We start from the raw sequence: 16,763 nt of genomic DNA, 5'->3' as shown, positions 1-16,763 counted from the left end.
AGTTAATGTAACCCCACGATCGTAGCGATAGCCTTAGACTGGGAGCTTTGCGTCCTATGCTTTCGCATAGTTTGCCATTTAATTTACTTAAGCATTATTTTAAACCAATATAAAAACTAGTAACTATGTACAATAAAAACAACAGACTATAGTTAAATATCATTAAATGCAAATATTACTATATAAAATTCATAGCCAGTTCATTTTATGATCATTTTACAGTCATTCATCCCAACGAACCGAGTATATCTACCCGAATGGTATCTGGAATTTCATTATAAGAAAGAACAACTAAGCTACCCTTAGTAAAGGTTTTTGCGTAACGAGCTAATAGCGGCCGAAGCTGCGGCACCACGATTAATGTAGGCGTTACCCCTCTCGATTTCATGTCTTCGACTATCATCGGCATTGTGCGTTGAAATTGCCCTAGTAAATTAGGGTCTACCGCAAAACTATCTAGTACAACTTTGCCAGCCTGCATAGCTTGATCAAGTGAGCTTTGTAAGGTGCTTTCTAGTTTTTCATCTAAGCTATAGGCACTGAGTTCATCACGATTACCCATCACCTGTTTTACCAATACTTTTTGCAGTGCGCAGCGTACATCTGAAACCAGTAAAATCGGATCTTTAGTTACCTCAACACTGTCTATTAATGTGCCGGCGATAGTGACTATGTCTTTAATACTTATGTGTTCTTTTAGTAGTAAACGAATCACTTTTAACTGTAAATTAGTCGGTAATGCTTTTTCGAAGGTTTCGGCTAAGCTAGGTGAGATTTCTTTTAGTCGCTCATTAAGCTTTTGTACGTCTTCATAACTAAATAACTCATCTAAATGTTCTTTGATCACTTTGCCGGTATGAGTAGCAATAATGGTGCCTAAATCAACCACTGAGTAACCCATATTCAATGCTTGGGTTTTACTGTTATCTTTTATCCAAACAGCCTCAAGCCCATAAGCAGGATCAGTGGTTAATTCACCATCTAAGCTGCCGTATACATCGCCGGTGTTTAACGCGAGTAGTTCTTTGGCGTTTACATTAGCACTTGCAACAGGCACACCGGCTAAGTTTACTTTGTATTCTTGTGGATTTAATTTTAGGTTATCTTTTATTCTGATCTCCGGTAATAAAAATCCAAGTTGCTCAGAAAGATTTTTACGCACACCTCTTAAGGTTTTTACCAGCTCTTCCCCTTTGTCTTTATCGGCTAAATAAACCAAACGAAAGCCAAGCTCAACCGACAACTTATCAACATGAGAAATATCTCCCCATTCTAAGTTAGCCTGTTGCTCACTTAAAATAGTGTCGGTCATTTGTTCGGCTTCAATTAAAGAGTTATCGGGGAGAGAGCGTTGTAATCGCCAAGCAACATAAAATAATGGCGCGGCAAACCCTAAAAAGGCGACAGTGGGCATCCCAGGCACAATACCAAGCGTAACCATAATTAAAGCAGCAGTAAAAATAACACGTGGAGAGGCAAGTAACTGCTTACCTACTGCTTCACTTACATCGCCTTCATCGTTCATACGCGTAACAATAATTGCAGCAGCAACCGCGAGTAATAACGAAGGAATTTGCGCAACTAAGCCATCACCTATGGTTAACAGTGCAAAACGCTGAAACGCTTCGGCTAAGCTTAAACCATGTTGAAAAGCACCTATTGAAACACCGCCCAACAGGTTGATCACTAATATAATTAAGCCAGCTATAGCATCACCGCGTACAAACTTAGATGCACCATCCATAGAGCCATAAAAATCGGCTTCTTGGGCTATAGTACTGCGTCGCTCTTTTGCTTGCTCAGGGCCAATTAATCCGGCATTTAAATCCGCGTCAATTGCCATTTGTTTACCGGGCATGGCGTCTAGAGTAAAGCGTGCAGCCACCTCAGAAATACGCTCACCGCCTTTGGTAATAACCACAAAGTTAATCACCATTAAAATAACAAACACCACAATACCAACGACGTAGTTACCGCCTATAACCACTTCACCAAACGCTTGAATAACGCGACCTGCCACATCTGAGCCTTCATGGCCATGCAGTAATACCACACGTGTTGAAGCAATGTTTAGGGTTAAACGCATCAAGGTGGCGACTAACAAAATAGTCGGAAATACAGAAAAATCGAGCGGCTTTTTAGTAGACACAGCGACTAACAATACAATCACTGACAATACAATGTTAAAGGTAAACAATGCATCTAATAGCCATCCTGGTAATGGCAAAATAACCATCGACAAAACAGCTAACAGCAAAATAGGAATAGCGGTATAAGGTTGAGTAAAACTGCGCCAGTTCAAATTATAACTCCAACATCTAAGGTTTCTGTAAGTTTTTAGGGATTGTTAATTCAGGTAAGGCTGCGGGTGCTTGCCCACGTCCTTGCTTATATGCTTTTAGTTGCAATACATAGGTCAGTACATAGGCAACGGCGCTGTAAAGGCCGTTGGGCACTTCTTGGTCGACCCGGGTCGAAAAATAAATAGCCCGTGCTAATGCAGGGATTTCTATTATTTCTTTGTTATTCATACGGGCCACTTCGCGAATTCTCAGCGCCATTTCATCTACGCCTTTAGCAACAACATAAGGGGCTTTAGCCGCTTCTTCACTGTATTTTATTGCCACAGCATAATGAGTAGGATTGGTCACTATCACATCGGCAGTGGGTACACGCTCTTCAATTTTTCTATTCGATTGCTGATATTGTATTTGCCTAATTTTATTTTTTATCTCAGGGCTACCGTCTGAAGATTTACGCTCTTCTTTTACTTCTTGGTGGGTCATTTTTATTTTATCGGCAATCTGTTTTTGCTGAAAAGGCACATCAATAACCGCAATAAAAAGCAGCAAAGTTACGGTGATCATTAACGATAAAAATAACAACTCAATGCCTTGGCCTATCGCCACTTTTATATCTAAGTTTTGTAACATCATCAGCTGCATCCACAGCTTAGTTAAAAAGGTATATAAGCAAATCGCCAGTAAGGTTATTTTTAGTATTGATTTAAGTAGCTCAACTAACGACTGTTTACCAAACATTTTGCCTAACCCGGTTAGTGGGTTGAGCTTACTCATTTTTAGCGCCAAAAGCTTTTTTGAAAACACAAACCCGCCAGGTAAACACCCAGTGATCCACATTGCGCAAAAGCTTAATAATAAAAACGGCGTAAGGGTGGATAGCATATTCATAATGGCGTCGCCCAACGCGATAGGCATCATTTTTTTATTATTTATAATCGTATGATCCAGCACCATAGTGCTGTTCATTAAGTTAACAAATAAGCTGTAAAATAAATTGGCAAACCACAATAGCCCAGCAATACTGACCATGAGTAAAATAGCGGTATTGAGTTCTTTTGAGCGCGCGACTTGGCCGTCTTCTTTGGCTTTTTTTAATCGCTTCTCTGTGGGTTGTTCTGTTTTTTCTTGCGAGCTATTTTCAGACATACCGCTACCTCATCGCTTGTGCAAAGGTTGTTAGCACATGATACGTTAGCCTTGAAAACGCACTTCCTGTGTACTCTAGGGTCATAAATACGCAGAAAAACCCCATCAATAGCGACATAGGGAAACCCAGCACAAAAATATTTAATGACGGCGCCGCCCTACTTGCTACACCAAAGGTTAAGTTAACCAATAACATGGCGACTATCCCTGGTAGCGACAGCAATAAAGCAGAGGAAAACATCCACGCAAACAACATAATAATTGCCTGAATATCAAACTCATAAATACTGCGACCAATCGGAAAGCTATGAAAGCTCTCTGCCATAACTTGTAGAGTTATTAAGTGACCATCTGCGGCAAAAAACAGTAATGCACACATAATCCAAAATAACTGTCCCAATAATGCCACTTGGTTACCACTACCGGGGTCCATAACAAGCGCCATTGATAAACCCATCTGCATGGATAAGATCAGCCCTATCATTGCCATTACTTCAAACAAAATACGCAGCGATAACCCCATCATTACCCCAAAAATAATTTGCTCGAAGGTTAAGATGGCGGCATCTAAAGAAAACAAGTCAATAGCAGGTGCAAGTGGTAACTGCGGAGCAACTAAAAAAGCCAACATCATAGACACTAAAATACGAGAGCGCGGCGTTACTGCCGGATTGTCAAATACCGGCATAGACCATAAAAGTGCAGAAAAACGTACAAATGGCCACCAAAGCGTGCCCATCCAGCTGACTAAGTCAGTAGACGTTAAAGCAAGTAATGAGCTCAACCAAATACTCCAGGTAACATAAATTTGAGCTTATCAAACCAATCAATCAAAATTTGTAGCATCCAATGCCCCGCAAACACCACCATTAATAAGGTTAATAACATACGTGGTAAGAACGTTAGGGTTTGCTCTTGAATAGAAGTAGCCCCTTGAATAATGGCCACCACAATACCTAGTATTAAACCCGGCACAATTAAGACTAAAATCAGTTTTATGATGGTATAAACCGCGCTTGAAATAAGCTCTACCGACATTTCTGGGGTCATGGTGACATTCCAAATGTTGCTGCCAGCGTACCTGCTATCATTGACCAGCCATCGGCAAGTACAAACACCATTAACTTAAACGGTAAGCTAATGATCAGCGGTGATAGCATCATCATACCCATAGACATCAGCACACTACTGACAACTAAATCTATAATTAAAAAAGGAATAAACAACATAAAGCCAATTTGAAAAGCGGTAGTAAGCTCACTTAGTACAAAGGCAGGCATTAATACTTCAAACGGAATCTCTTGCGCGGTGAGTGTGGTTGGCTCATTGGCAATTAATAACACTTGGCGTAATTCACTTTCGCGAGTTTGCCTAAGCATAAAAGCACGCAAAGGCTTTTCTGCGGTGAGTAAAGCTTCTTCTAACCCTATGGTTTGCTGCTGAAAAGGCGTATATGCATTTTGGTAAATATCCTGCCAAACAGGTCGCATAATCAACATGGTGAGCATCAGTGAGATGCCAATTAAAATTTTATTCGGTGGGCTTTGTTGTAATCCCATAGCTTGGCGCAAAATTGCCAATACAATGATGATTCTGGTAAACGACGTTAAAACCATCAATAGCGCAGGCAATAAACTCAATACCGTCATTAGCAAAAGTATTTGCAATTTAACGCTATAGTCTTGCCCGTCGGCCGTATCTTTTAGAGAAAACAGCGTAAGTTCTTCTGCATTTAGCCAGCTTGGTAAAAACAACATGATCAACAATAGGCTAACTTTAAAAATTACGCGTTTATTCATTTGTTTATTGATCCTTTACGGTATCTGTTTGAGCAAATTTCAAACCATACTGCCCTTCAACCATTACCACTTCTGCTTTAGCAAAAAATACCCCATTCACTTTTACATCAAGCGCTTCACCGGCTACTTTGTCTAGCTTAAGCACATCGCCTTCTTTGGCTTGGCTAAGCTCGCCTAAAGTAATTTCAGTACTTGCTACTTCAAGAGTGACGAGTAGAGGAACATCTTGAAAAAATGACATATTTCCTTCGTTAGTTTTATTAGCAGATTTATCATCAAATCCATCAAAAGCATCAAGCTCTAAGCCCGCCAAGGCGCTATCAAGGTTCTCGTTCATAATTTAGTTACTCGTTGTATTGTTTGATAATTGTGTGATTTGAAATGCTAAGCCAGTCTCTTGCTCAACGACTTGGCCTTTAAATATTTGTTTATGGCCTAGGTTAAATAGTGCAGCTTCATTAAGTTCAATTGGTAATACACCGCCGGCCACACAAGCTTTTAATTGCTTTAAAGTGACTTTTTTCTTCGCCATTTCAATCTGACCTTGCACCGCAAACTGTGCCCACATATCAGTATTGAGAGTGTCACTATTTGCAGAATCTTGCTCGCTATCAGCTGCGCAAAAAAAGCTAATTGGCAGCCATAAAAACCAACTTATTACTTGGTTTTCTAATATAAACCGCACTTTAAAGGCTAAATATTGTAATGCTTCAGGTAAGGCATGAGACTTTTGTATCTCACCTAATAACGCTGAGCGTTCTCTAAATAATAAGCCTTGAATGCCCTGCACTTGGCGCTGTAGTAAACGACCACAAATACGGCTTTCTGTTGAGCTTAATTCGTTATTCACCTCATCAGAGACTTGCTCTGTGCTGTTCACATTATTAAATTGCCCACCTAAGCATAAATCAGCTGTTTTATATGCACTTTGATAATCAAGCGCTAAATAGGCCTCACCTTGAGTAGGGGCAAATAAAGGGCAGGCAAGAAATATCCTTGAGGATTCTTTAAACCAACTGCTAATAACCGAATGCGAACAAGGCGAAATTTCTACATCAAAACGGCTGTCGTTAAATAATTGGGCTAGCTCTAACTCCAAAGTTTTACGAATATTAACGTTTATATGCGCTGCTTTTTGTTGTGCTTGTTCATATGCTCTTTGCTCAAGCGTGAGTGCAAATGGCGTAATATGCTCAGAATCTTTCGCTTTAATTAACTTTGTTTTAGCGTTTAACGTTTTACTCATACCACTGTTTTTCCTGATTCATTTATATTCAGCTTATGTTCGTTTTTTTGCTTTTTTCAATTGGGCTTGTAGCTGTAAACGATTAACTATATCGCTGCGTAAGCGCTCATTTTTGCTTATCCACTCAACCCCTAAAAACATTAATTTTTCACTCACTGCACGGCGATACATCACCTTGCCTGCCAATCGATTAGTTTTATCAAACACCACAATAATTTTATTGGGGATCGTCTTTTCAGCAGGCACTAATAACCCCACACCGCCCACGCTAATATCTTTTGCCACACCATGGCATAGTGAAATATCAATAAAACAACGGCGTAATAACTGCACGCCTACTCCGCCAAGCTGAACTGACTCAGGCTCGTAATTATCTTTAAGGTTTAAGTTCCATCTTTTGTAACTTCGTTTAGTGTCTGGTTGGTTACTCATAATTCTCTTCAAGACGTAGCACGGGTTTGTTAGCCGTTGCCGCACCAGCCGCTTTTTTTATCGGATTGTTAATGTTGCTATCATCAAATAATTGGTTAAATTTATCCTGCGCATCTTTAGTTAAGATGAGCAGTTCAACACGTCTGTTTTCACTGGCTTTTTTATCTTCTTTATTAATTGGCCGATTTGATGAAAACGCATTTACTTGAAGCACCTGACTTGATGGCATTCCGCCCATGGTCATTATTTTTCTTGCTTGCTGCGCTCTATCGCCAGAAATGTCCCAATTACGAGAGCTGCCATCAACAAATAAGCTGGCATCGCTGTGCCCAGAAATAATGATTTTGTTATTAATGTCTTTAACTAATCCGCCAAGGTATAGAAACAGATCTTCAAAAAATGGAGTCATTTGCGACTTTGAGCGTTCAAACATTTGGTGGTGCTTGTCGTCTCTAATGATCACTCTGAGCCCCAAGGGCACTTCTTCAACTAGTAAGTTATTTTTTAGTAACTCTTCTTTACTGAGTTCATCAATACTTTCCAGTAATAAGCTCAGCTCAGATGAAGCTTCAAATTGGCTATCAATCGCTGAATTTAACTTCTCGCCTTGCCCTGCTTTAGGCTCAACGGTGCCATCGGGCACTTGTAATACTTCACTCATTCCAGGTTTTGGAGAGTCCGGAGGCGTAATTCCCGACTCTAAGTGCTTAATTACAGAAGGAGATCCCCCTAAATCAACGGGGAATGGGCTGTTTTGAGGATCAAAAATAGCGGGGCCACCATCAAAAATTGAGTGAGTTCGCATATAGTGTGCTATTTCTTCACGCTCAGATTCATTGGTGATTGCCATGATCCACATCACCATAAAAAACGCCATCATCGCCAAAGTAAAATCGGCAAAGGCAACCTTCCAAGCACCACCATGAGGCTTTTCGGTTGCTCTTCTACGAGAGCGTTTGATGACGATTTCTTGATTTTTGTTTTCCATCATTAAGCCGCCTTGTTAGTGATCCACTCTTCCATGGTGGTAAAGGTCGGTTTAATTTCTTCATTAATTAATTTTCGGCCTGAATCAGTCGCCACAATAGGCACATGCCCTTTAGCATGCGCCACTAACATGGCACGCACACATTCAAACATCGCCACTTGTTTTTTTACATACTGCTCCATCGCTGAGGCAAGGGGTGCAATTAAACAGTAACAAGCAAAAATACCAATAAAAGTACCCACCAACGCCGCTGCTACATGGTAGCCAATTTCACTTAAAGGTCCATCAAGATGCTGCATGGTAATAATAATGCCGCCAACCGCTGCTAAAATACCAAAACCTGGCATAGCTTCAGCTATATTAGCAAGTGAATGAGAAGGTTTAAGACGTTGCTCTTCAATGGTATAAATCTCTTGCTCTAACATGGCATCAAAGTCATGAGAGTTTATTTTTCCCATACTAAATAAACGTAAGTTATCGCAAATAAAAGTAACTAGCTGTGGGAACTCATACACTTTAGGGTAGGCAAGAAAAATAGAACTGGTTTCTGGGTTTTCAACATGCTCATCTAATCCTTTAATGCCTTTCACTCTGGCTAAGTCTAATAAAGAGTAAATAACGAGTAGTAAGTCATGGTACAGCTCAGACGTATCGGTTCCTTTACCACTAATAAATTGATACTTTAATTGCGATAGCATTTCTGTCAGTACATACTTTGAATTACCCACAATTAGCGCCCCTAAACCTGCGCCAAAAATAATTAAAAACTCGTATGGCTGCCACATAGTGGCAATGTTGCCGCCCGCAAACGCAAAACCACCTAATACTGTTGCAAGTACTACTATTAACCCTATAACTCTTTGCATTCTTTATTCCTTAGGTATTAGATTTTTTGAAGCGCTTGTGTAAGCGCTTCAAGTGCTTGTTTATGAAGTTGGCAAACACGTGCCTCGGTTAAATCGAGCGTTAACGCTATTTCTTTCATATTCATTTCGTGCATGTAATATAATTGCAAGAGCAGCTTTTCTCGGGTATTCAGTTTGCTCATCGCCACTTTTAGCATGGCTGCTGTCTCTTCTTTGTCGTGTGTATGTGCAGAGGTGAGCGCTAAATTAGGGTTAGCTTCCAATAGCGCTTCAAGGCTATCAAATGCTTCGGCTTGCTCACTGTAATGCAGTTGAATAAGCTCTTTATGGTTAATTCCTAACACCTCACACATTTCGGTGTCTGTTGCATCACGACCGAGCTTTTTTTGCAGTGAACGGCTCATATCACGAAGCTGATGAGACTGCTGCCTTAACTGTCGTGGGCGCCAATCAACACGCCTAAATTCATCTAACATAGCGCCACGAATACGCTTAAACGCAAATGCAGCAAACTTCTCATCTAAATCCCGACCATAGCGACGAATAGACGACAGCAGCGCAATAATGCCTATTTGATAAATATCATCATTATCGACAATAACGCCCACTTGAGTGCGCATGTGCGCAGCCGCTCGATTCACCAAAAAAGCGTACTGCGATAATAGTTGCGTCTCTTTTTGTGGCGTTAAGGTGACTGGTGGTTCTGTTATTAACTCGCCCCACTCTTCTTGCAGCATCATAGCGATGGCCTATTGAATGAAGACATTCGTAATAAGTACGTTATCCAATCGAACAGATACCGTATTCGCTAACACTAAATTAAACTGCTCTAGTAAGTTTTTTTGTACCGCATCTATATCTTTAAAAGCCGCTTTTGCTTGGCTATGACTCATATTGGCAAACTGTTTTACCAGTACATTTCTTACAAGCGGCTCCATCGCCTCTGTGCCTGTATTGTATACAGATGGTGAAGTAACAAGTACCAAGTCGAGTACTAAATAGCGGGCAATTGAGTCCTCTGATACGCTTATAATAAAGCGCTCCATTTCGTGGTATTCAACTTTTGTTATATCTGCTTGCGGACCTTCTTTTGATGAGTCACTGTCGTTAAAAAACTGTCCCGCAAAAAATGCAGCCGCAATAAGTGCAATTACAGTTAGGGCTATTATTATTTTTTTCACTTTTATCTCTCTTAATCCAAGGTAGTTATACTAATAAATCCAACCAATCTAATGGTGACTTAGGTGTGCGAGTGCTGTTGTCATCATCCATTGAAGGCATCTCGGTATGATTATTTGCAATGTCGCTATTGTCGCTTTGCTGTTGAGATTGCTGCTGTTTATCACTCAAATTAACATCCACTGTACTGTTTGAGTTTTGCGACAAAGACTGACGTAACTGCTCTAGAGTTTGCGCTATGGCATCTCTAACCTGCGCATTACTCGTAGTTAAACTGACTGAGGTTTTATCCCCTTCAATATTGATAGATATTTCAATACTGCCTAGGTTTGGAGGATCTAATCTAATTTGCGCACGCTGAAGTTGCTGGCCTATTTGCAGCTTTACCTTATCGCCAAGTACATGCAATAAACGCTGCCCCCATTCACTGGGAGCCTCTTTTAATTTCTCTTTTTGCCATTCAAAGCTCTCTGTCGTAGGTGCGGCAGATGAAAAAGCATTCACTAATGCTGATTTTTGATTGCTGCCTTCACGAGATTCAACGTTGAGAAGTTTCGATTGCGTGTTTTGTGTCAGTGCAGCAAGCTCGAGCTTACTGAGCCCAATACTCGGTTGTGCAGCTAGCTGCTCATTGGTTGGGCTACTTGATTGCGCGTGTCCATAAGTATTCAACACTACCGAAGGTTGATTTAATCGATTCAAAAGCGCTTGCGAATACAATGTTTGTGGTGCTTTGGCTAAATCGAGTGTATTTAATTCTTTATTAACGGGTGTATTCGCTGGCGCTACATTTATAGCTGCAGCAGGCACAGTTAAAACATCACTATGCACTGTCATATTTTGTACAGACGCAGTTTTAGCTGACTCTTGAGTTATAATGCCTTCTTCGTGCAGAGTCTCTAAAGGCTTACTCTTTAACTGCTCATCAATAACAAGTTGTGCTGGTGGTGTTTCCACTGCTGCAGTGCCGTTATCAAGATCAAGGTTACTATTTGAGTTGAGTAAATTTGTGACAGGCGCGTTTATTTTATTGCTATCAAGATTATAATTTGCAGTGTTTAAAAAGTACGGATTTATTATTTCTTGTGTTTCTGTAATGGCATCTTCTTGCGCTAGTTGTTCTGAACTTTCTTGAGGTTGTTCACCTTGCACATTTTGCTGTTTTGTTTGCTGTTGCTTTGAAGAAAGCGTAAACGGCTCAAGCTCGCTCTGTTGTTCTTGCGCATCTGCAGGTGTACTGCTCTTTAAGATGGTTGGTTTATTAGTGGCACTGCCAAAGTCAGTCTTTGTCGCCATAGTATTTGCTTGGATACTCACAGTGACTGTCCTTGTTGTACTTTTTTATACGCAATTAAACCTTCTTTATCTTCCTGGTGGCGCTGCATTTGTACTTTAATGGCCGCTTGTTTTTGGCTCACTAGGTCGATTAAGTCAACGTAACGTGCTTTTAAGTTATTTTGTTCAGCCTTCATTGAACTAAAGCAAGGCATATTTTGCAGCTCATTATAAAATGCAAGCAGCTGCTTATCGGCTGATTTAACCTCATACCAATTACTCTCATGGATAGCATCTTCCATGGTGCTAAGTAATTGTTCCATTTTTTGCGCTGCGTATTTTTGAGAGTGTTCCATTAGCAATACTAAATTCATTATAAGTTCATGTTTCATTTAGCAATAAACAAGCCAACTTTAAGCTACTGTTTTATAACAAAAAATAAAATAAAAACCCAAAAAGCGGAAGCGGAACTTCCACATCGGAAGGAAGTGATATTTTATTAATAATGAATTGAATAATTATTTAGGCAGTGGGGGGAGATATAAAAAAGCCGTGTTGAAAATGAAAAAACCAGCTATTGGTAGCTGGTTTAGATTTGTTTATTGTGTACCTAAGCCTTGCCACCCTTCTTGCAGGTTGGTCATCACTACACGGGTGGAGTCAATATAGCTCAAGTCATTTTTTATACTGGCTTGCAATAATGCTTGCCCACAATGCTGATAAAGGTTTTGCATGTTTTGCGCTACTTCACCGCCTTTTTCAAGATCTAATGAGGCCTCAAGCCCGCCTAAAATGCGCATTAGCTTTTCAATACTTTCGGCTTTTTTATCGTATCTTTTTTGTTTTATGTGGCCTGTGACTTTTTCAAGCTCATCTGAAAAACCATCAAATAACATCAATACTAATTTATGAATATCGGCACTGGCCGCTTTTGCATCTACTGATGTACTTTTATAGGCTGAAAAGCCATCATTTAAATCTAACATCTATGTTTAGCTCCCAAATTGACCCATTGTAGATTCTAATTGTGCAATAGTCTGTTGCATTTGTGTAAACTGCGACAAGTAGCGTTGGTACACTTGCTCCATAGACACTTCATGATCTTTTTGTTGCCTAACTACAATATCTAAACTAGATTGTAGTGTATTTTTTTTATCGGTCATCAAACCATAGCTTTTAGTATAGGGCTCTACTCGCGCTTCTAACTTGGCCATTAAGCCATTCTCACCCGTCAACATGCTAGTTAACTGCTCTGGATTGGTAGCCATGGCTTCTTCAAGCTTTTTACTATCTATTTTTAAGTTACCGCTACGATCAAACTCAATACCCACAGAGAACAGGGTTTTACCTTCAAATGTTCCTTGAAAGTCATTACGTAAAGAACGCGCGAGTCCTGCCGATAAGCTATCTCTTTTTAAAGACTCATTAGAGGTAATGCTCTTGGTTAAACCATTGAAGGCATTAATAAAATTTTGAATATTTTCTTTAGAGCTTTCTTGGTCTTGGCTAATCGATATATGAATTGGCTGATCGCCCAGCGGCTGCGCCTTCGTTAAATCAATCGTTACCCCATCAATAACCGTATCGAGTTTATTACTGCTTGAGGTGATTGTAAGTGCTGAATTAGTCCCAAGCTTGACAATCGCATCTTGCGCTAAGGTTAAATCTTGTTTGTTTGTTATGGCATTGGTGATATCACTACTATTGGCATCCGTACCTTCAGTAAAGCTTACCCCCACCTGATTAGCAACACCCGACTCAGCACTGGTTAAAGTTAAAAAGGTTTCTGTGCCAGAGCGCACAACAGAGGCTTTAACACCGCTATTATCAACATGTGAGTTGATGGCATTAACAACATCAGTTAGTGATGCATCGGCGCCAAGGCTTGCAAAGTCAACACTAAACGCACTGCCTGCCAAATCAATACTTAACTCACCATCAGTGGGTAGCGCTTTAGCCGGATCAAAACTCAATGCCACTTGGTGTGCTTGTGCTAATTGCTCCACAAATACATCATACTCACCACTGGCTGCCGTGCCATTAGCATTAACAGTTAACGACGAAGCGTCACTAGCTGTAACGGTATTAGCAAACAAACTACTGGTATCTTTTAAGTTCGCTTTTAAATCATCAAAAAAGCTTGATAAGTTACTTTTTAAACCGTCAAATGCTTTAATTTTATTGCTAAAATCACTACTTTTAGAATTTAAGAGCTGATCTTTTGAAGCTCGCTCAATTTGTGTATATTGACTGGCTAGTTGACCAGGATTAATTCCTAATGCAGCACTCATTTTTATTCTCCAAGCATTTTAGTTATAAGCAAAAAAATCTAAGATAAATATTTTTACTTATGACTATAAACAATAATAGCTACACCTTAGGTGTAGCTATACATACTTAATTGATTAATCACTATTAACGAAGTAATGAGCCAATCATTTGTGTTGTGCTGTTAGCTGTGCTCAGTACAGAAATACCTGAATTCATAAGTAACTGTTGCTTAGTCATGTTAGATGTTTCTGCTGCGAAGTCAGCATCCATTAATGTGCCAGCTGCTGCTTGAGTGTTTTCTTTCATGTTGGTTACGTTATTCATAGTGTGCTCAAGACGATTCATTGATGCACCCATCGCAGAACGAGCTGAACCAATTGATTCAATAAGCGTATCAATATTCGCAATTCCAGCTAAAGAATCAGCTTGAGTGCTTAAATCAGCTATAGAGTTTTGTGCGCCAGTGACCGTATTAACTGCTGTATGAAGTGCCTGTACTTCTGCGCCTACACCTACGCTTAGGACTTCATCAGTTGATGAGCCAACCTGAAAAGTTACAGCAGTAGCAGTATCAGAGAACTTACCTAGACCTGATGCAGAAACAGCTCTTGTTCCTGCAGCGGCAGCGACATCAGCACCTACCGTTTGTGCAAGTAACTTTGTGCCACCATAATTAGTATTTTGTAAAATGCTTGCAAACTCATCTTCTAAAGCAATAAACTCAGCGTTAAGTGCTTCATTTTCTTTTGTGCCATTTGTACCATTGGCACCTTGGGTAGCGAGCTCTTTCATGCGATAAGCGATGTTAGTCATTTCATCAAACGCGCCTTCGGCTGTTTGCATCATCGACATTGCATTGTTTGAGTTATAAAGTGCGGCATCTTGGCCACGTACTTGTGCGTTTAGACGTGAAGCGATTTGTAGACCAGCCGCATCATCTTTTGCAGAGTTAATTTTAAAACCAGAACCTAAACGCTCAAGCGCTGTAGATAAATCGTTGTTGCTACGACCAAGTTGGTTTTGGATTGACATTGAAGCCATGTTTGATTGAATTGATAAAGCCATGTTTATTTCCTCTTTGAATGAATAGCTAAAGTAATTAGTGAACCTAAATCACCTTCTAATAACTAAGAGCGACCATATTTTTAATTACCTAAACTTTTTTCTAATTATTTTTATATTTTTTTAAGCAATGTGTTCAAAGCGGGTAAAATAGGCATTTTCGTTGGCTAAAAGCAGATAAGCGGAATCGCAGAAATAAAAAACGATGCAGCAATACTAAATTGCTGCATTAAAAAATTAGGTGAGTGAGTATTGCACCATATTACGAGTAATGTTTGCTTGCGACATAATCGCAGCCACACTATTTACACTTGGGTTTTGCATGTGCTGTTTAACCCCTAGACTTAAAGCAAGTAGTTCATCAGTGTTAGCTAATGAACTAGCAGAGTCAAGCTGCTCTAGTTGGCTTTGTAATTGTTGTTTTTGTGCCTGAATTTTTATTAAATTCGCTTTTAAATGGCGCTGCGCAGTTTGGATTTGCTCTCGGTGCTGAGCAATAGTGGCATTTTTATCGGCTATTTTAGCAAGTTCATTCAGAGGGTTATCTAAATCATTGAGCTGCAAAGAAATCGGGTTTCCTGCAGCAATTCGTACACCTTGACCACTCATCACCCAAGGCTCTAAAAGTGGAGCCGCATTATCTTTTTGCGCACTAAAAAGCAGACGGTTTTCACGATTAAGCTCAACATTTATATGATGTGGTGCAAACGCATTTTGAATGGCAGTTAAATTGGTTTTTTCATCTTGATAGGCTGGTATCTTTAAGCTTAATGATTTGCCCGAGCGACCCATCACTAACTGGATATTTTCTTCATGTGGACGTGCGCTAAGCAGGTCTATATTTGCATTAAGCTGTTTGCTAATAGCGCGATTTGGATCCGTTATTTTCAGCTGAGTATCAAGTCCTGAGCCTTTTTTATTTGCTGTGTTTTGTAATGACGCTATTTGCACTTTAATTTGCTGTTGTTGCATGGGTTGTGGCTGAGTGTTAGCAGCTTGGGTATTTAATTGTTGTGCTAATTTTTCAAGCCCCATATACAAATTACGAATAGTGCTTTCGCTTTGTTCGGCTTTTGCTAGCGCTTGACTCAGTGCCCCGCGCTGCGCCCAGCCAGTCAGTACTTTAACTTGGTCCTCTCTGGCAACAATTTTGTTTTTCCACAAATTGTTAGCAGAATCCTTTGTTGATGTAACGAGTGCATCCGATTTATTGGTATTAACCAAGTCAATTGCTTGCGCTTTTTCGCTACTTTTAACCAGCATAGTTAGTTCCTGAAAGTATTATAATTTTAAATGTATGAAAACAATGAAAGTTTACTTACTGTCGAGTAAACCTGCATCGAGGATTCATACGCCGCCATAGATTCATTCATCGAAATAAACGCTTCTGGATAATCTACAGCACTTAAATCGTCCTGCAAATTAACCGTAAATGTGGTGATATCTAGATTACTCGTTGTAATCGAATCAAGCGAAGCCATAGTAGAGCCTATGGTGGTCACTTGGCTACTAATAGTACCTAAAAAGTCAGCTAATTTATCTATCATCACCCGTGATTGATTGCCAACACCACCTGCTGGCGGATTATTTACATCAACAAGATAGTCTTGCATGGCATTTAAAAAACCGGCACCAGGATCTAAATCATTACCTACGATATTGTTTTTTACACTTGAGTCGTCAGATACAGCGACTTCTCGGACAATATCGTCACCGGCATAAACATAATTACCCGTCGCATCAATTTGAAACGGTTTTTCATCGGTTTTACTACCCGAAAAATAATATTGTCCATCGCTGTCGGTTGCATTTAGTAAATCAACAATTGCCGGAAAAGCCACACTCATTTCTTGGCCGAGTGCTTTAATTTCTGCCTCGCCCATTGAACCATCAGCTGCGGTGGTAATTAAACTTTGCAATGAATATATTTGGTTAACAATACCGGTTAGCTGTACTTCTTGTTGACCTAATGAAAAGTTAACTGCATCCATATTGGTTTTGTATTGCTCTAACGATTTTATTTCTGAACCTAGGTTCATGATCATTACAGTGCCAAGCGGATCATCTGAGGGCTTGAGAATACGCTTATTGGTTGCTAACTGAATTGATTTTTCGTTAAAGTTTTCAGTATTACTTTGAATGTTTTTGATTGAATTTAAATGAAACTGATGACTACTAACTCGCATAACATTGCCC

19 protein-coding genes and 1 riboswitch are annotated in these 16,763 nt (G+C 39.9%); all 19 genes read right to left on the bottom strand.

The annotated features are described in order from the left end of the window. Window positions 1-3: 3 nt before the first annotated feature. Window positions 4-86: riboswitch (cyclic di-GMP riboswitch) on the bottom strand. A 140-nt stretch (window positions 87-226) separates the two neighbouring features. The 19 genes from flhA to flgL all read right to left on the bottom strand — a co-directional run bounded on the left by flhA (window position 227) and on the right by flgL (window position 16,753). Further along, window positions 227-2,302: a flagellar biosynthesis protein FlhA gene (flhA, locus tag ACNSN2_RS03655; RefSeq protein ID WP_418608594.1), complete on the bottom strand. Its 2,076-nt coding sequence runs from the start codon at window positions 2,300-2,302 to the stop codon at window positions 227-229. Window positions 2,303-2,318: 16 nt separating this feature from the next. Further along, the gene (flhB, locus tag ACNSN2_RS03650) at window positions 2,319-3,449 is read right to left on the bottom strand and encodes a flagellar biosynthesis protein FlhB (RefSeq protein ID WP_418608593.1); all 1,131 of its coding nucleotides are present in this window, start codon (window positions 3,447-3,449) and stop codon (window positions 2,319-2,321) included. A 4-nt stretch (window positions 3,450-3,453) separates the two neighbouring features. Beyond that, entirely contained in the window at window positions 3,454-4,233 is a 780-nt protein-coding gene (fliR, locus tag ACNSN2_RS03645) for a flagellar biosynthetic protein FliR (RefSeq protein ID WP_418608592.1), read from the bottom strand. Beyond that, window positions 4,230-4,499: a flagellar biosynthetic protein FliQ gene (locus tag ACNSN2_RS03640; protein WP_010391187.1), complete on the bottom strand. Its 270-nt coding sequence runs from the start codon at window positions 4,497-4,499 to the stop codon at window positions 4,230-4,232. The genes fliR and ACNSN2_RS03640 overlap by 4 nt, the downstream gene beginning before the upstream one ends. Next, window positions 4,496-5,248: a flagellar type III secretion system pore protein FliP gene (fliP, locus tag ACNSN2_RS03635; RefSeq protein WP_075170636.1), complete on the bottom strand. Its 753-nt coding sequence runs from the start codon at window positions 5,246-5,248 to the stop codon at window positions 4,496-4,498. Before fliP ends, ACNSN2_RS03640 begins: the two co-directional genes overlap by 4 nt. Window positions 5,249-5,252: 4 nt before the next feature. Continuing rightward, the gene (locus ACNSN2_RS03630; RefSeq protein WP_418608591.1) at window positions 5,253-5,585 is read right to left on the bottom strand and encodes a FliM/FliN family flagellar motor switch protein; all 333 of its coding nucleotides are present in this window, start codon (window positions 5,583-5,585) and stop codon (window positions 5,253-5,255) included. 3 nt (window positions 5,586-5,588) lie between these two features. Then, entirely contained in the window at window positions 5,589-6,494 is a 906-nt protein-coding gene (locus ACNSN2_RS03625) for a FliM/FliN family flagellar motor switch protein (protein WP_138569976.1), read from the bottom strand. Between the two features lie 33 nt (window positions 6,495-6,527). Next, entirely contained in the window at window positions 6,528-6,926 is a 399-nt protein-coding gene (locus ACNSN2_RS03620) for a PilZ domain-containing protein (RefSeq protein WP_010391182.1), read from the bottom strand. Next, a complete protein-coding gene (locus ACNSN2_RS03615; protein WP_418608590.1) occupies window positions 6,919-7,917 on the bottom strand; it encodes a flagellar motor protein MotB in 999 nt (332 codons plus the stop codon). Before ACNSN2_RS03615 ends, ACNSN2_RS03620 begins: the two co-directional genes overlap by 8 nt. Then, the gene (motA, locus tag ACNSN2_RS03610; RefSeq protein ID WP_010391179.1) at window positions 7,917-8,780 is read right to left on the bottom strand and encodes a flagellar motor stator protein MotA; all 864 of its coding nucleotides are present in this window, start codon (window positions 8,778-8,780) and stop codon (window positions 7,917-7,919) included. Before motA ends, ACNSN2_RS03615 begins: the two co-directional genes overlap by 1 nt. 17 nt (window positions 8,781-8,797) lie before the next feature. Continuing rightward, a complete protein-coding gene (locus tag ACNSN2_RS03605; protein ID WP_418608589.1) occupies window positions 8,798-9,520 on the bottom strand; it encodes a FliA/WhiG family RNA polymerase sigma factor in 723 nt (240 codons plus the stop codon). A 9-nt stretch (window positions 9,521-9,529) separates the two neighbouring features. Next, window positions 9,530-9,961, bottom strand: a complete 432-nt coding sequence (locus ACNSN2_RS03600) for a flagellar basal body-associated FliL family protein (protein ID WP_013464390.1) — start codon at window positions 9,959-9,961, stop codon at window positions 9,530-9,532. Window positions 9,962-9,986: 25 nt separating this feature from the next. Then, entirely contained in the window at window positions 9,987-11,276 is a 1,290-nt protein-coding gene (locus tag ACNSN2_RS03595) for a flagellar hook-length control protein FliK (RefSeq protein ID WP_418608588.1), read from the bottom strand. Further along, a complete protein-coding gene (locus ACNSN2_RS03590) occupies window positions 11,273-11,590 on the bottom strand; it encodes a hypothetical protein (RefSeq protein ID WP_235575561.1) in 318 nt (105 codons plus the stop codon). Before ACNSN2_RS03590 ends, ACNSN2_RS03595 begins: the two co-directional genes overlap by 4 nt. A 243-nt stretch (window positions 11,591-11,833) precedes the next feature. Beyond that, window positions 11,834-12,220 (bottom strand): flagellar export chaperone FliS, encoded by a 387-nt coding sequence (gene fliS, locus ACNSN2_RS03585; RefSeq protein WP_010391173.1) that lies wholly within the window; start codon window positions 12,218-12,220, stop codon window positions 11,834-11,836. A 6-nt stretch (window positions 12,221-12,226) separates the two neighbouring features. Beyond that, window positions 12,227-13,525 carry a flagellar filament capping protein FliD gene (fliD, locus tag ACNSN2_RS03580; RefSeq protein WP_418608587.1) on the bottom strand — a complete coding sequence of 433 codons (1,299 nt, stop codon included), beginning with the start codon at window positions 13,523-13,525 and terminating at the stop codon, window positions 12,227-12,229. Between the two features lie 124 nt (window positions 13,526-13,649). Next, a complete protein-coding gene (locus tag ACNSN2_RS03575) occupies window positions 13,650-14,570 on the bottom strand; it encodes a flagellin (protein ID WP_418608586.1) in 921 nt (306 codons plus the stop codon). A 234-nt stretch (window positions 14,571-14,804) separates the two neighbouring features. After that, a complete protein-coding gene (locus ACNSN2_RS03570; protein ID WP_418608585.1) occupies window positions 14,805-15,830 on the bottom strand; it encodes a flagellin in 1,026 nt (341 codons plus the stop codon). Window positions 15,831-15,856: 26 nt separating this feature from the next. Then, window positions 15,857-16,753 (bottom strand): flagellar hook-associated protein FlgL, encoded by an 897-nt coding sequence (gene flgL / locus ACNSN2_RS03565; RefSeq protein ID WP_013464386.1) that lies wholly within the window; start codon window positions 16,751-16,753, stop codon window positions 15,857-15,859. Window positions 16,754-16,763: the final 10 nt, after the last annotated feature.

Source organism: Pseudoalteromonas sp. US3C1013 (genome assembly GCF_048401115.1).
Taxonomy (GTDB): Bacteria; Pseudomonadota; Gammaproteobacteria; order Enterobacterales; family Alteromonadaceae; genus Pseudoalteromonas; species Pseudoalteromonas undina.
This window is presented reverse-complemented; position numbering and strand designations above follow the sequence as displayed.

Excerpts from the sequence above, each read along its gene's own strand:
- flhB (WP_418608593.1), bottom strand. The coding sequence starts at position 3,449 with ATGTCTGAAAATAGCTCGCAAGAAAAAACAGAACAACCCACAGAGAAG.
- ACNSN2_RS03640 (WP_010391187.1), bottom strand. The coding sequence starts at position 4,499 with ATGACCCCAGAAATGTCGGTAGAGCTTATTTCAAGCGCGGTTTATACC.
- fliP (WP_075170636.1), bottom strand. The coding sequence starts at position 5,248 with ATGAATAAACGCGTAATTTTTAAAGTTAGCCTATTGTTGATCATGTTG.
- ACNSN2_RS03630 (WP_418608591.1), bottom strand. The coding sequence starts at position 5,585 with ATGAACGAGAACCTTGATAGCGCCTTGGCGGGCTTAGAGCTTGATGCT.
- ACNSN2_RS03625 (WP_138569976.1), bottom strand. The coding sequence starts at position 6,494 with ATGAGTAAAACGTTAAACGCTAAAACAAAGTTAATTAAAGCGAAAGAT.
- ACNSN2_RS03620 (WP_010391182.1), bottom strand. The coding sequence starts at position 6,926 with ATGAGTAACCAACCAGACACTAAACGAAGTTACAAAAGATGGAACTTA.
- ACNSN2_RS03615 (WP_418608590.1), bottom strand. The coding sequence starts at position 7,917 with ATGATGGAAAACAAAAATCAAGAAATCGTCATCAAACGCTCTCGTAGA.
- motA (WP_010391179.1), bottom strand. The coding sequence starts at position 8,780 with ATGCAAAGAGTTATAGGGTTAATAGTAGTACTTGCAACAGTATTAGGT.
- ACNSN2_RS03605 (WP_418608589.1), bottom strand. The coding sequence starts at position 9,520 with ATGATGCTGCAAGAAGAGTGGGGCGAGTTAATAACAGAACCACCAGTC.
- ACNSN2_RS03590 (WP_235575561.1), bottom strand. The coding sequence starts at position 11,590 with ATGGAACACTCTCAAAAATACGCAGCGCAAAAAATGGAACAATTACTT.
- fliS (WP_010391173.1), bottom strand. The coding sequence starts at position 12,220 with ATGTTAGATTTAAATGATGGCTTTTCAGCCTATAAAAGTACATCAGTA.
- fliD (WP_418608587.1), bottom strand. The coding sequence starts at position 13,525 with ATGAGTGCTGCATTAGGAATTAATCCTGGTCAACTAGCCAGTCAATAT.
- ACNSN2_RS03575 (WP_418608586.1), bottom strand. The coding sequence starts at position 14,570 with ATGGCTTTATCAATTCAATCAAACATGGCTTCAATGTCAATCCAAAAC.
- ACNSN2_RS03570 (WP_418608585.1), bottom strand. The coding sequence starts at position 15,830 with ATGCTGGTTAAAAGTAGCGAAAAAGCGCAAGCAATTGACTTGGTTAAT.
- flgL (WP_013464386.1), bottom strand. The coding sequence starts at position 16,753 with ATGCGAGTTAGTAGTCATCAGTTTCATTTAAATTCAATCAAAAACATT.